We start from the raw sequence: 14,030 nt of genomic DNA on the forward strand, positions 1-14,030 counted from the left end.
GGAGTCCTGGGCTGTGCGTTCCGGACGAACGGCTCCTGAACGTAGCGCACCTCAACGTGATCGATCAAAAACACTGAGTGATTTCCGCAGCTCGGCGGGGTGTTGTCCGGGCCAGCCCGATCAGGCAACGGGCAACCGGTTCCGCGGTGGGCCTCGGCGGCCGAAGCATCAGGACACGAGCCGGTTCCGCCGACGACGCCGCGACGGCGACAGGCGGACCGAGCGGCGGACTCGCCCCGGACTCACCGGGCGCCGGACCGACCGCTGCGCCACATCACCCACACAGGAAGAGAGCCACCCCATGTCCAACACCACTCCCATGACCGCCGCCCAGTTGCTGTCGGCGCTGCGTGCGGAAGGTCTCCGGATCAGCGAGCACGCCGGATGGCGCAGCCACCACCGTCCCGGCAACTGGGCGCCGATGAACGGCGTACTGATCCACCACACGGGCGGCAACCCGCCCTCCGACCTCAACGTCGTCTGGCACGGACGTCCGGATCTGCCCGGCCCGCTCTGCCACTGCTACCTCGCGAAGAACGGCGTGGCCACCATGATCAGCTGCGGCCGGGCCAACCACGCGGGCGCCGGCGACGCCGAGGTCTACCGTCAGGTCGTCCGCGAGAACTACGGCGACCGGCCTTCTCGGCCGGTGAAGGACTCCATCGACGGCAACACCCACTTCTACGGTCTGGAGATCTCCCACCCGGGCAACGGGCAGGCGTTCCCTCCCGCCCAGTACCAGGCCGCGGTGCGGTGGGCGGCCGCGATCTGCCGGCACTACCGGTGGACCGCCAAGAGCGTGATCGGCCACAGCGAGTGGACGAAGCGCAAGTCCGACCCGGGCTTCGACATGGTGCGGTTCCGCAAGGACGTCCAGGCCCAGCTCAACCACCGCGGGCTCGCCTCGGCGGCGGACGACATCGTCGTGCCGCTCTCTGAGGGCGCGGTCGCCTCGGGTGAGGTCGAGAGCCCGATGGCCGATCTTCCGTAGCGGCCAGGTCGCTGGGCCGAAGGACGTCGCTCAGGACCCGGCCGGGCAGCCGCCCCCGGCGGCCGAACAGCCGGGGCCTGACGGCGACTCGGGCCGTTCCGCCGAGGTCTGCGTCAAAACCTGTGGATGAGGGCGGAGCCACCCCTCGTCACGCAGGCGCCACAAGACACAGCGGCGGAACTCCTCGGCGTTGACTCTCGCGTTGAACTGCCGGCGGGCGGTTGTGTCACTCGGACGCGGGAGCCAAGTCGAGTCGTACGGGCTCGTCGCGGTCACAGTGCAGTCGTCCGTCGATGACCCGTGCGACGGCGACCTGGAGGGAGGATCGGCGGCTGGCGAGAGTGCTGCGGTCCCCGGCGGAGGGGGTGGTCGTGCCGGGGTGGGTGAAGTAGAAGACGTACGCCGTCCCGTCCTGGACGACCACGTCGGCGTGCAGACCGATGGTGCCGTCGTCCGGGCGGATGCCAGGCGTGTCCAGGATCAGCCCTTGGTGTTCCCAGGTGGTCAGGTCGTCCGAGCGCAGTACGCCCTGGCCGCGCCATTCGTCGATCAACATCCAGTAGTGGCCACCGAGTTCGAAGACATTGGGACCTTCGTGCGGACGATGGCCCACGACCAGTCCGGTGGGTTCCCAGTGGTACAGGTCGGGGCTGTCGGCGGCATGGGTGTGGGAACCCCGCATCTCGTCCTTGAACCACATCCGCCAGCCGCCGTCCGGCAGCGGGAACACACACGCGTCGATGACACGCTCGGAGTCGAGGTCCAGGGCGCCGTAGTGGGTCCAGTCCAGCAGGTCGGAGCTGGTGTAGTGGTGGATACGGGCGGGTCCGCTCCAGGAGTCCGGTACGCCGGGAAGGTAGCTGGCGTACAGGTGATAGAGCCCCTCGTGCCAGACGATCTCCGGCGCCCAGAAGGTGTTGCGTCCCCCTTCGAATTCCAGGCCGGTGAGAGTGCCGCGATAGGTCCACGTGCGGCCGCCGTCACGCGAGGCGGCCACGCCCAGTTCGGTGCCATGCACCCAGGCGACACCGGGGCCGGACACGCTGGTGCGGCGGTTGGTGTAGATCAGCCACCATTCGGCGCGCTGACGATTCCAGACGGCCACAGGGTCGGCGGCACCGTCGTACACCGGATCACGGAAGAGCGGGGCCGGGGCCACACGAGTCACGGCGATCTCCCTTGCTTGTGATGCTCTTGAAGAGGACGTATCGGCAGCCAGGTCAGCCGCCGGTCGACTCCCGGACCACCACCGAGAATCCGCCGACCAGCTCCTCGTGCACCGCCGGGGGCCCGGTCCGCTCGATAAGCCTGATCAGCAGGTCGACGGCCCGCTCGGCCATGCCGTCGTGGTCCGGATCGACGGTGGAAAGGGAGGGGATGAAGAACTCGCTCTCCGTGACGTTGTCAAAGCCGATCACCTTCACCTGCTCGGGCACCCGGACGCCGACGTCCGCCAGTCCCCTGAGTACGCCCATGGCCAGGGAGTCGGTCACGCAGAACACTCCGTCGAAGTCGAGGCCGCTCGCCGCCATCTCCCGGGCGCTCCGGGCACCTTCACGCATGCCGAACCGGTCCACCCGCTGGATCAGTGCCGGGTCCGGGGCCAGGTCCGCCTCCCGCAGCGCCTGCTGGTAACCCGTGAGGCGGAGGCTGGAGGTGTCGACCTCGTCCACCGCCCCGCACAGCATGGCGATGCGCCGACAGCCCCGTTCGATCAGGTGTCCCACGGCTGCCCGGGATGCTTCCAGGTTGGGCATGGCGACATGGTCCACAGGGCCGCCGAAGATCCGGTCGCCGAGGACGACCAGCGGGTGGTCCACCCTCAGTCGCTCGGCGTCGGCCTGACCCATGCCCGCGGCGCTGAGGATGAGCCCGTCGTACAGCCGGTTACGGGACAAGGACAGCGCGTCCAGTTCGTTCTCCCGGGAGGCGGTCTGCTCGATGCTCACCCGGAGCTTGCGGCGCTCGGCAGCGGCGATGATGCCGGCCGCCAGCCGCCCGTAGTACGGGCTGTTCACCTCCGGCACGGCGAGACCGATGGTTCCGGTGCGGCCTTTGGCCAGGTTGCGGGCCGCGACGTTGATCCGGTAGTCCAGCCGGGTCATCGCCTCCAGGACCCGCTCCCGTGTGGACGGGCGCACGTTCGGGTGGTTGTTGATGACGTTGGACACCGTCATCGGTGAGACACCGGCCGCCTTCGCCACGTCCTGGATCGTCGTCACACTCGCCCCTGGTCCGCACTCTCGGAATCACCCGATGCTATGTCCCGCCTCACCGGCGGGTCCGCAGGACGGTGAAGGAGTGGGCCGGCACCTCATGGACCGGTCCGGTCGGCCGGTCGTCGGCGGGAACGGCGGGAGCGGGTCCGAATCCGCTGTCCGCGTCCGGCGGCACGGCGAGAGTGGTGCGCTCGCACCAGTCGGCACCCTCCGAACCGGCGAGCAGGACCCGCACCGGGACGGGATCGGCCGTGGCGTTCGCGATCTTGACGATCGTGTCTCCGGAGGCGCTGTCCCGGACGGCCGACACGGCGAGGAGCTCGGGCCGCGGCCGGATGTCCTCGACGTCGTGGACCAGCTCACCGTCGCGATAACACCGGATGCGCCGGCCATCCACGTCGATCCGCAGGTCGTACCAACGCCCGGTCTCGACCCCCTCGGGCAGACGCTCGCTGAGGTCGTCCGGTACGTCGTCGTCCACACGCTGCAACCAGGTCGACTGGTTCTCCCAGCCGCCGAGCGTCCACTGGCACCGGTTCCCGGGCGAGGTCCCGGCGAAGCCCAGCACAAACCCCTCGGCACCGTCCGTCTTCCTGGCCCGCACGGAGAAGGTGTACGACGGTCCCGGCGCCGCGTCCGCGAGCAGCAGCCCGGCGCAGGTGCCGCCCACCTCGGTCTGGCGGATACGGCCCTCTCCCGCGGACTCCCAACTGCCGGACCCGGCATGCCAGGCACCGAAGTCCGGGGCCGGTTCGGGCTCGGCGCCCAGCGGGCCGAGGGCCACGTCGGCGAACTCGGCGCGGGTGTCGGCGCCGGTGCCGAGGTGGACGGTGAACCGGCGGTTGTCCGGGGTCGTCGGCGGAGCCTCGGGCGCGTCGGTGACGGTGACGGGCAGGGCGGTGTCGCCCGAGTTCAGCGAATGCATCTGCTGGACGTGGTAGTTGAGGGTGGGCCAGACGTGGGTGTTGTCGAAGTAGATCAGGTCGGGCAGCCATTGGGTGTGGCCCTGCTTGGCGAGCAGCGGGGCGTAGGAGGCGAGCCGGACGACATCGCCGTTGCGCTCCATGGCGATCATGTAGGCCGCCTCCGCGATCGCGCTGCGCCCGTCGTTGCGCCAGCTGCCGTACTCGCCGATGTACAGGTGCGGGCCCCCGCGGTCCATCGTGTCGAAGCGGCGGGTGTTCTCCAGCATCCAGGCGGGCGACTTGTAGGCGTGCTCGTCGACTACCGGGACGCCGCGCTCGCGGGCGAACGCCCAGCCCTTCTCCCAGTCCTCGCCGAAGGTGGCCGGGCCGAGGGTGCCGACGACGGTGATCTCGGGGTGGTGCTCGCGCAGGGCGTCGTGGATACGGGAGAAGCGGTCGCGGAAGGTGTCGGTGATGGTGTCCTCGTTGCCGACACCCAGGTATTCAAGGCCGAAGGGCTCGGGGTGACCGGCGGCGACACGCAGGGCGCCCCACCGGGAGTCGGCGGGGCCGTTCGCCCACTCGACCAGGGCCAGCACCTCGGCGATGTACGCGTCCATCTCCTCCTCGGGGAGGCCCACTTGGCCCGTTCCCGCGCTGTTCTGGCAGCAGACGGCGGCCGGGACGACGGGCAGCGGCTTGGCGCCGATGTCCTCGCAGAACTGGAAGTACTCGAAGTAGCCGAGCCCCATCGACTGGTGGTAATGCCAGATGTTGAACTGCTGCCGGCGCTCGTGCAGCGGCCCGATCGTCTCGGACCAGCGGTACATGTTGCCGAGCCCCTGCCCGTGAGCGAGACAACCACCGGGAAAGCGGACGAACTTGGGCCTGAGGTCGGCGATGGCCTGGGCGAGGTCGGCGCGCAGACCGCCGGGTCGGCCCCGGAAGGTGTGCTGCGGGAAGAGCGAGATCAGGTCGAGGTGGACGGTGCCGGTCGCGGTGAGGGCGAGGCGGGCGTCGGGGTCCTCGGCACCGCTGGTGATGACGGCCCGGTACTGCGTCCAGGTGTCGGCGCGAGGCGTGCGGAGCCCCAATTCCGCTTCTCCGTAGACTCGTTGTCCGTCCGCGCTCTCGATGCGCGCGGTCAGTCGGCCTTCCCCTCGCGCGTGGAGACCGAGGTCGTACGACGCCCCGGCCGCGACCGGGATGCCGTCGAAGCCCTCGTTGCGCAGGGTGCCGTCGGTGAGGACCGCGTAGTGCGGGTTGGCCGGGTGCAGCGGGTCGTCGGTGGAGACCGCAAGCGATCCTGACTGCCGCTCCCACGCGGTGAGGGAGTGCCAGTCGGCATGATCGGCGGAGCTGTACTCGAAGGACCTGTTCTGCACGAGTTCGGCGTAGAGCCCGCCGTCCGCCGCGTAGTTGAGGTCCTCGAAGAACACGCCGAACAGGTCGGGCGATATGGGGGTGCCGGGGGCGCTGGTGTCCACTTCGATGACCGTCTCGGCGGGGCGGCGGGTTCCGCTCATGGTTGTTCTCGTTCCTTGTGTCGCGGTGGGGTGGCTACTTGGGGTACATGAGGGTGCCGAAGCCGAGCTGGTCGAAGCCGCCGGAGTTGGCGCCGTAGTCTCCGCCGCCGCCCTCGATGCCGACGAGATCGCACATGGCGGCGATGTACTTGTCGTCCAGGCCCTTGATCCGGTTGTAGTGGTAGTGGAGCATCGCCCAGATCGGACGGATCGTGCCGCGGCCGTAGTCGTTGATCACGGTCTGCTCGTTGTACGCGCAGTTGTGGCCGCTGCCCCAGCTGTAGGTGGTGAACGGCACGTCCAGGCCGACGTTGTACTTGGCGACGTACTGGGCTCCCTTGAAGAACCGGTTGTCGTCGTAGCCGTACAGGTCGACGCCCTGGTTCCAGGCCATCTCGCAGACCGCGCCCATCTGGCCGATCCCCATGACGCTGTGGGACTGGTCGCGGCCGGCCTCCTGCCACTGGCCCAGCGCGTAGCCGTCGTCGTCGGTGTGGAGGAACGGGACGGCGTGGCCGACGGCGCCGTTGCCCGCGCCGCTCTGGTAGTAGGTGACGGCCGCGTCGAACTTGTCGGCGTCCTCGCAGAGGATGGCGATGGCCATGAGGGAGGCGAGGTTGCACAGGTCCCAGTTGGCCCAGTAGTGGGTGATGCAGGTGTTGTTGTGGTACGTGAGGAACCCGTTGTTCCACGGGTAGAAGACGTTGAGCATCATCTGCTGGAACGCCGGGAGGTCGAAAGCCGGGTAGTCGCGCAGGAGTTCGCCGACATTCGCGAACTGCCAGCCCTGGAGACCGGCGAGCAGACACGCGTCCGTGGGCCCGTCGATCGCGGTCAGGGTGCTCGACCAGGCGTTGCAGATGGCCGCCGCGCAGTCCGCGTGGGCGGTGTCGCCGGTGATCAGCCAGCGCAGGGTGTTCTGGTAGGCGGCGGCGATGTCGTTGTACAGGTAGGTGTAGTTGTTGTTGGTCCCGGCGCCCCGGTAGGCGGTGGTCTGCGGGTTGGCCGTCCAGGTGGACGCGGAGTGGGCGTTGGCGGTCAGCACCTGCCAGGTCGAGTACCACGGGTCGGCGAACGCGGCCACCTTGACCCGGGCGCGGTTGATGTCGCCCGGGTGGTGGATCCCACCGGGGTGGTTCCACACCGTCGGCGCGGCACCGGCCGACCCGGTGCCGACGGCCCCGAGCGCGCCGACGACGGCCAGCCCGCCGGCGGCACGCAGCACGCCTCGTCGGCTCGGGCCTACGCGGCGGGAGGGGGTCTGGCCAGAGGTGGGGGGAAGTTCGTTGCGGCTCATCGGAGGTGCTTCTCCAATCAAGTGGGGTCCGAACGGCTCTGATCGGGGATGACGCTGACTTGATCGAACTGTGTGGTGGCGAGGGCCAGGGGGGTGCGGGAGCAGACCACCAGGCCCACGTAGTAGGGGGCGTCGCCGAAGCCGGGCAGCTCGCCCGAGGCGAGGTCGGTCCAGGTGACGCCGTCATCGGTGGAGACGTAGGCGGCGAAGGCGGTCCCCGTACGCTTCAGCCGCAGCATGGTGGGGGTGGTGACCGTGGCGCTGCCCGTGAAGAGGGACCTTCCGGCGACGGTCCTGCGCAGCATGAGCTGCGCGGTCGTCCCGCCGGTGACGATTACCCCGACGGCCTGGTCGAAGGGCGACAGGGACTTGGCCATGAGCAGGCCGACCTGATCGGCACCGGCGCCGGTACGGGAGACCAGCCGGGCGGTGAGCTCGCAGTCCCCGGTGACGGGCTGCCGTACGAACTGCCCTGTCATGGCCTGGTTGTTGACGGACAGATCGACACCCGCGCCGCGCGCGGTGAACGTCCCGTCCTCGTACGACGTGCTGCCGGGGGTGCGGATCGCGACCACGCCCAGGGTCCCGAAGGACCGATCGTCGAGGACCGCGTCACCGAGGTCGCCGTACGCCCAGGGGGCGGGTGGCGGCGTGCCCACGGTGAGGGTGAGGGTTCCGCTGCCTGTGCCCGTCGCGTTGCCCGCGGTGGTGGTCACGGTGAACTCTCCGGTCTCGTCGGCGGTTCCGTGGACCAGGCCGGTGCGGCTGTCGAGGCGGAGGCCGTCCGCCAGACCCTCGGCGGTGAAGCGGGTCGGCTCGTGCGAGGCCCGGAGGAGGTGCTTGAACGGGACGCCCTGGTTCGTGAACGCCGCGGTGGCGGAGGCGAGTTGGGGTGCCGCCGGGGTTGGCATCGTGGCGGCGGCGGACTCCGAGAGCGGGCCGCGTCCGGAGGTGTTCGTCTTCGCGACGGCGTAGTGGTACGTCGTCCCGGGGGTGCCGGTGGCGTCCGCGTACCGGATGCGGGTGCCGGACCCGACCGGGCCGACACCGGTCGCGACGGTGGCGTAGGGGCCGTCCGCGTCGGTGGCGCGCAGGACCTTGTAGCGGGCGGAGAGGTCGGGGTCGGTCCAGGCCAGCTCGATGGCGTCGGCGCCCGAGACCGCTGTCAGGTCGCCGACGACGCGGGTCGGCTTCTGCTCCGACCAGGCCGGGCCGTACGCCGACGTCACGCGGACGTTGTCGAACGCACCCGTGCCCGTCTCGGCGTACCCCTCGTCCACGCCGAGGCAGGAGGTGAGGAGCAGGCCCGCGTAGGCCGTGTGCCCCAACTCGACCTCGGTGGAGCCGACTTCGGTCCAGCGGATGCCGTCCGGTGAGATGGCCCCGGTGCACCGGCGGCCCTTGCGGGTCACCCGTACCCAGTACGGCTTCCGCAGTCGGTAACCGTCGCCCGCGCCCTCGACGTACGGGGCCCGGAGCGGCGTCGCCGACTCCGGGAGGGCTCCGAGGTTCGAGATCGGGAAGCCCGCGCCCGTGGTGATCGCCGTCTGCTGCGAGGACGGGACGGGAGTGCTGCCGGTCGCGGACACGGAGGCGCCTGCCGACGGCCGTACGGTCCACACACCGCTCCAGGTGTGCAGCGGCAGGCCCTGGATCAGCATCGAGGCATGGGCGGCGTCCTCGTCGAGGGAGGCCCGAAGACCGACGCCGATCTTGGAGTACTGGGAGCTCAGCGGCCACACGATCCGAGCGGTGACGCTGCCGTCGCCGCGCAACGGCAGGTGCGCATGGCGGTACGTGTCGGCGGTTCCCGATGCCTCCAGCACGAACCGCTCGCCGTCGAAGCCTGCCGATCCGGGGCTCTTCACATCCCCGATGTCCTGGGTCGACCAGGGTTCCGGGAGACCGGCGGCCACCGAGAGGACCGCTGAACGACCGCTGCTTCCGAGGGAGTTGGTGGAAGTGATGGTGTAGTGGTAGATCCGGCCGGGGCGTACGTCGGTGTCGGTGTACGTCGGTCCCTGGACCCGGGTCGCGATCTCCTCGTACGGGCCGCCGGGTCTCTCCGCGCGGTGGACGATGTAGCCGGTGGCCCAGGTGGACGGCAGCCAGCTCACCGTGATGGCCGTCCGGTCACCGGTCGCCGTGACGCCCGCCGGAGCCGTCGGCACGCTGGGCGCCGATGCTGTGGCGCCCGCGTAGGCGAGGGTGCCCCAGCCGGGCAGGTCGTCGTTGGCGCCCTCCACTGTGCGAGCGCCGCCCGAGCCCCGGAAGACGGCCGCCTTGGTGTACGGGGTGTCGAGGCCGCGCACTCCGGCGTAGTGGGCGTAGGCCATCTCGTGGACCGGTGGGAGGTTGCCGCGGCTGACCGCGGAGACGGTCGTCTTGATGTACTTGCCGGTGCGGTCGAGGTCGGGCGTGAAGGGGACGTCGCCCCCGAGGTTGTAGCGGGCCGCGTACTCGAAGTTGGCCAGGACGCGGTTGCTGTCGTAGCCCCACAGGTCGACGCCCTGGTTCCAGGCGACCTGCGCGATGTCCCCGGTCAGCCCGACCGCCAACTGCTCGTGGCCCTGGTCGCGGCCGGCCTCCTGACCCTGGCCGGCGCCGGTGACGATCCGGTGGGCGATCGAGCCGTTGCCCGCGCCGGCCGCCGCATAGCGCAGGGCGTCCTCGAAGAGCGTGGGCTCCTCGCAGAACACCCCTATGGCCAGGATGGTCTGAAGGGCCGTCAGATCCCAGTTGCCGTTGGCGTAGAGCATGTAGCCGGAGACCGCGGGATACCAGACGTCCAGGAAGGACCGCTCGCAGCGGGCGATGTCGGCGGCCGTCCAGCCGTCGTAGCCGGTGTGGCGGAGCAGTTCGGCCGCGTTGACGAACTTGAAGGCCTGCAAGCCCGCGCCGAGGGGGCCGTCGGCACCCGTGATCACGGTCAGGGAGGCGGACCAGGCGTTGAGGAGGTCGCGGGCCTTGTCGGCGTTGGCGCGCTCACCGGTCACGGCCCACATCAGGGCGTTCTGGTAGGCGGCGCACGAGTCAGCGACGGCCTGGTTCATGAAGTTGCTGGGGGCGCGGCCCCAGGAGGTGATCTGGCCGAGGTTCTGGACCGTGTACGTCGACTTCGAGCGGGGGTGCGCGGCAAGGGCGAGGTACCCGTCGTAGACCGGGGACTGCTTCGCCACGACGGCGGACTTCATACGCGCGAGGTCGTCCGCGGTGTGCAGGAGGCCCGGGTGGGTGAAGGCCCTGATGCTGTAGCGGTCGGCGGCCCGGGCCGTGCCGGGCGCGAGCAGACCGCTCGCACCCGCCACCAGGAGCAGGGCCGCCGTGCCGCCGAGGAAACCCCGGCGGCTCGGCGGGGAGGCGGTCATGACGTGGCGGCCGCCTCGGCCTCGGCGGTGGTCAGGAACTTCATGTTGATCACGTGCTCGTTGGCGTACCACTGCACGGTGTCGGTGGTGTAGTACCAGGTGGGCTTGCGCATGGTGTCGGCGATGACCACGCCGTTGACCACGAGGTTCTCGAAGGTGACGTTCTTGATGGCGTGCTCGGCGTCGTAGCCGAGGAAGAGCGAGGGCTCGGCGTGGGTGCCCGTGTAGCTGAGGTTCTTGATGTAGACGTCCTCGACGCCGCGGCCGACCGAGGTGTTGTACTTCGTGTTGTACATGACCCGGAAACACAGGAGCTGGCCCCAGCGGAAGTCCTCCACCCGGACGTCCTCGATGCGGACGTTCTTGATCAGGTTGGAGTCGCCGGCTTTGAGGGCGATGCAGCCCTGATAGTTCATCTGGGGCTCGCGGTGGTCGAGGATGTCGACGTTCTTGATGACCAGGTTCTCGATCACCTCCGGGTCGTCACTGTTCCCGTGCGTGCCGACGTTGATCGGGTGCGCGACGTCCGCCCACAGGGTGGCGTTCTTGATGGTGATGTTGCGGGTGTCGCCGTACCACTCGCCGCGGTGGGCGTAGATGGAGTGGCTGTCGTCGGAGCTGCGGACGAAGCAGCCGTCGTAGGTGATGTTCTTGGAGCTGTAGAGGGGGAGGCCGTCGCCCCACTGTCCCCAGGTGAAGACGCGGACCTTCTTCACCAGGCCGCCGTCGGCCTCCCAGCAGCCGAGGCCGTTGCCGAGCAGGATGACGTCCTCAACCCGGATCTTCTTGCTCTGCTGGAGCTGGACGCCACCGACGGTGCGTCTCGGCACCAGCACGCCGCGGCCCCGGAGACAGGACTTCTCAGCCTGGTTGAAGTTGATCTGTCCGATGACGACGGCGCCGCCCGCCAGGTAGACGGTCTTGCCGCTGGGGACGTAGAGGATGTCGCCGGGGATCGAGTGCAGGCCGGGGCCGAAGTAGATGACGTCCGGGTCGTCCGCGGCCGGCGCGTGGTGTTCGACGCGGTTGGTGAGGAGGTGCAGGCAGTCGAAGATCTCGTCGTTGATCTGGACGACGACGTCCTTCGGCCGGTCGAGCGTGAACCGCAGGGTGTCGCCGAGGAGTTCGGGCGTGATGCCGTACGAGTCCGGACGCACCCGGGCCTTGGTGGTGCCGCCCTTGACGTAGGTCACCTCGATCTCGACGGTGCCCCGGAAGTCGAAGTAGGCCATCGACGAGCCCCAGACCTTGCCGGAGCCGGTGGTGGGGTTGATCTCCTTGGCGCCCATCGCGTAGACGTCGAGGGTCTGCCACTCGCCGTCGGGCGCGGTGCGCACCCGCACCTTGAAGCTGGTCGTGTTGGTCCCCACGCCGGTCGGCACCGGGTAGGTGACGAGCTGGGGGGCGGGGGTCGCGGCCGCCTCGTCGGCCCACGCCGACGTGGCCGTCAGGTTGGTGAGTCCGGCGGCGAGAGCCGTGGCACCGGCGGCCTGGAGCGCGGTGCGGCGAGACAGGGGCGAGGACATGGGTGACTCCTTGCGGGTGCGACGAAGGGAGGTGAGGTGTGATGTCCGCGAAGTCGGCGAGCCGACAGGGTCGCCCGCGCCTGGGCTGGGGGCGCAGCCGCAGTGACGGCGATCCGCTCCGCTGAGAGACACCGGCACGGCGCGGACTCATGGCAGGGGGCCGTGTCGGCCCGGTCAGTCCAGCGGGGCCCGAAGCGTGAGGAAGGAGTGCGGCGGCAGCGTCAGGCTCAGACCGCGTTCGGTGACCTTGATGTCGTCGAAGGGGCGCGGGGCGACCGCCGCGGGAGCTTCCGGGGTGTTGTGGTCCTGGAGCCGGTCCGCCGTCAGGATGCGGGCGCCGGCGGTGCCGATACCGCGACCGCGCAGGTCGAGCGTCACCTCGGCCGGTTCCTCGGCGTCCAGGTTGGACAGCGAGACGAGGACCTGTCCGTCCTTGACACTGGCGGAGACGGACAGTGTTTCCAGCTCGGTGTCTCCGACCGTGCGTCGGGCGTCGTCGGTGTTCAGGTGGACGGTGAGTGAAGTGGCGTCCTGGTGGCCCTTGTTCATCTCGAACACGTGGTAGGTCGGGGTCAGGACCAGCGCGTCCCCGTCCGTCAGGACCATCGCCTGGAGAACGTTGACGGTCTGGGCGATGTTGGCCATGTGCAGCCGCGCCGCGTGCTTGTGGAAGATGTCGAAGTGGGTGGAGGCGACGAGGGCGTCCCGCAGGGTGTTCTGCTGGAACAGGAACCCGGGGTTGGTCCCCGGCTCGACGTCCCACCAGGTGCCCCACTCGTCCAGCACCAGACCGACCGTGCGAGCGGGGTCGTAGAGGTCCATGACCGTGGAGTGTCCGGCGAGGATGCGGTCGATCCTTCGGGCCTGGACCATCGTCCGGTAGTAGTCGTCGGTGCCGAAGACGGTGGCGCTGCCCTTCGCCTCCCAGGGTCCTGCGATCGTGTAGTAGTGCACGGACAGGCCCTGGAAGAAGTTCTTCGGGGTGGCCTCGCAGCCGAAGCAGCTGATCTGTTGCATCAGCGTCTCGGTCCACTTGTAATCGGCGTCCGAGGCACCGGAGGCGATGCGGTAGAGCTTGTTGTCGCCGTGGTCACGGCAGTACGTGGCGTACTGGCGGGCAAGGTCCGCGGAGTACTCGGCGCGCATGTTGCCGCCGCAGCCCCAGGTCTCGTTGCCGATGCCCCAGTACTTCACGCGCCAGGGTGCCTCGCGCCCGTTGGCCTTGCGCAGCCGCACCATCGGGCTGTCGCCGTCGCGGGTGAGGTACTCGACCCACTCGCTCATCTCCTGGACGGTGCCGGAGCCGACGTTGCCGCTGATGTAGGGCTCGGTGCCGAGGAGTTCGCACAGGGCCATGAACTCGTGGGTGCCGAAGTGGTTGTTCTCCTCGACGTCTCCCCAGTGGGTGTTGACCATGCGGGGCCGCTGCTCGCGCGGGCCGATGCCGTCCTTCCAGTGGTACTCGTCGGCGAAACAGCCGCCGGGCCAGCGCAGGTTGGGGATGTCCAGGGCACGCAGGGCTTCGACGACGTCGAGGCGGATGCCTCCCTCGTTGGGGACCGGCGAGTCCTCGCCGACCCAGAACCCGCCGTAGATACAGCGGCCGAGATGCTCGGCGAAGTGGCCGTAGAGATGCCGGCTGATCGTCGGGCCCTCGATGTCGAGGTTGATGACCGCGGTGGCGTTGGGCACGGACGTACTCCTGCGCAGGTGGAATGGTCGGGGGTGACGCGATGGGGCGCTGGGGTGATGCGGGGTGCGCGTGGGGATGCGGCGCGTTCCTGCGTGGGGAGGTAGGGCACTCCCCTGGCCGGTCTCTGATCGGCGCGTCTGGTTCGAGGCGTCACCCAGGTTTAACAACCGGTTTCTTGTAGCGGTACAAAAACGGTGCCACCGCGACACCGGATGCGTCAAGAGTGTTGCGGCAAGCTTGTTCCCGGCGGGCTCGGCAGGCGGTACGACCCGGTCGTTACGGGGATGTTCCGACCTCTTGACACCGCGCTCGGGTCCGCCTTAGCGTTCGCCGAAGTTTTCTCCAACCGGTTCTGCTGCAGGCGTTCGCGGGGCGCGACGCCACAGCCGTACGACCGGTCCCTCATCCCTCGACATCCACCCCTGTGTGCCGACGGCACCCTGCGGTGGGCGAGGCGTGCGGTGAAGCGCTGCGGGAGAACCCTGGCAGCCGAGTGCGCACCAGC

Annotated in this window: 8 protein-coding genes; 1 reads left to right on the plus strand and 7 read right to left on the minus strand. The window is 69.5% G+C overall.

All coding sequences use genetic code 11. The features are described 5' to 3' along the window. Window positions 1-301 precede the first annotated feature (301 nt). Complete coding sequence (locus G3I78_RS07475) at window positions 302-991, plus strand: N-acetylmuramoyl-L-alanine amidase (RefSeq protein ID WP_164421992.1); 690 nt, start codon at window positions 302-304, stop codon at window positions 989-991. A 226-nt stretch (window positions 992-1,217) separates the two neighbouring features. Here G3I78_RS07475 and G3I78_RS07480 read toward each other — a convergent pair whose 3' ends face one another. The 7 genes from G3I78_RS07480 to G3I78_RS53130 form a co-directional block, all read right to left on the minus strand. Continuing rightward, the gene (locus tag G3I78_RS07480) at window positions 1,218-2,159 is read right to left on the minus strand and encodes a glycosyl hydrolase (RefSeq protein ID WP_164421993.1); all 942 of its coding nucleotides are present in this window, start codon (window positions 2,157-2,159) and stop codon (window positions 1,218-1,220) included. A 52-nt stretch (window positions 2,160-2,211) separates the two neighbouring features. Beyond that, window positions 2,212-3,213, minus strand: a complete 1,002-nt coding sequence (locus G3I78_RS07485; protein WP_164421994.1) for a LacI family DNA-binding transcriptional regulator — start codon at window positions 3,211-3,213, stop codon at window positions 2,212-2,214. A 49-nt stretch (window positions 3,214-3,262) separates the two neighbouring features. Beyond that, a complete protein-coding gene (locus G3I78_RS07490) occupies window positions 3,263-5,641 on the minus strand; it encodes an alpha-L-arabinofuranosidase C-terminal domain-containing protein (protein WP_164421995.1) in 2,379 nt (792 codons plus the stop codon). Between the two features lie 34 nt (window positions 5,642-5,675). Further along, a complete protein-coding gene (locus G3I78_RS07495) occupies window positions 5,676-6,863 on the minus strand; it encodes an alginate lyase family protein (protein WP_239157696.1) in 1,188 nt (395 codons plus the stop codon). Window positions 6,864-6,955: 92 nt separating this feature from the next. Beyond that, window positions 6,956-10,306 (minus strand): alginate lyase family protein, encoded by a 3,351-nt coding sequence (locus G3I78_RS07500; protein ID WP_164421997.1) that lies wholly within the window; start codon window positions 10,304-10,306, stop codon window positions 6,956-6,958. Then, a complete protein-coding gene (locus G3I78_RS07505; RefSeq protein ID WP_164421998.1) occupies window positions 10,303-11,832 on the minus strand; it encodes a glycosyl hydrolase family 28 protein in 1,530 nt (509 codons plus the stop codon). Before G3I78_RS07505 ends, G3I78_RS07500 begins: the two co-directional genes overlap by 4 nt. A 174-nt stretch (window positions 11,833-12,006) precedes the next feature. Continuing rightward, a complete protein-coding gene (locus G3I78_RS53130) occupies window positions 12,007-13,524 on the minus strand; it encodes an alpha-L-arabinofuranosidase C-terminal domain-containing protein (RefSeq protein WP_164421999.1) in 1,518 nt (505 codons plus the stop codon). Window positions 13,525-14,030 lie beyond the last annotated feature (506 nt).

It is taken from the genome of Streptomyces sp. SID13726, from assembly GCF_010548375.1.
Classification (GTDB): domain Bacteria; phylum Actinomycetota; class Actinomycetes; order Streptomycetales; family Streptomycetaceae; genus Streptomyces.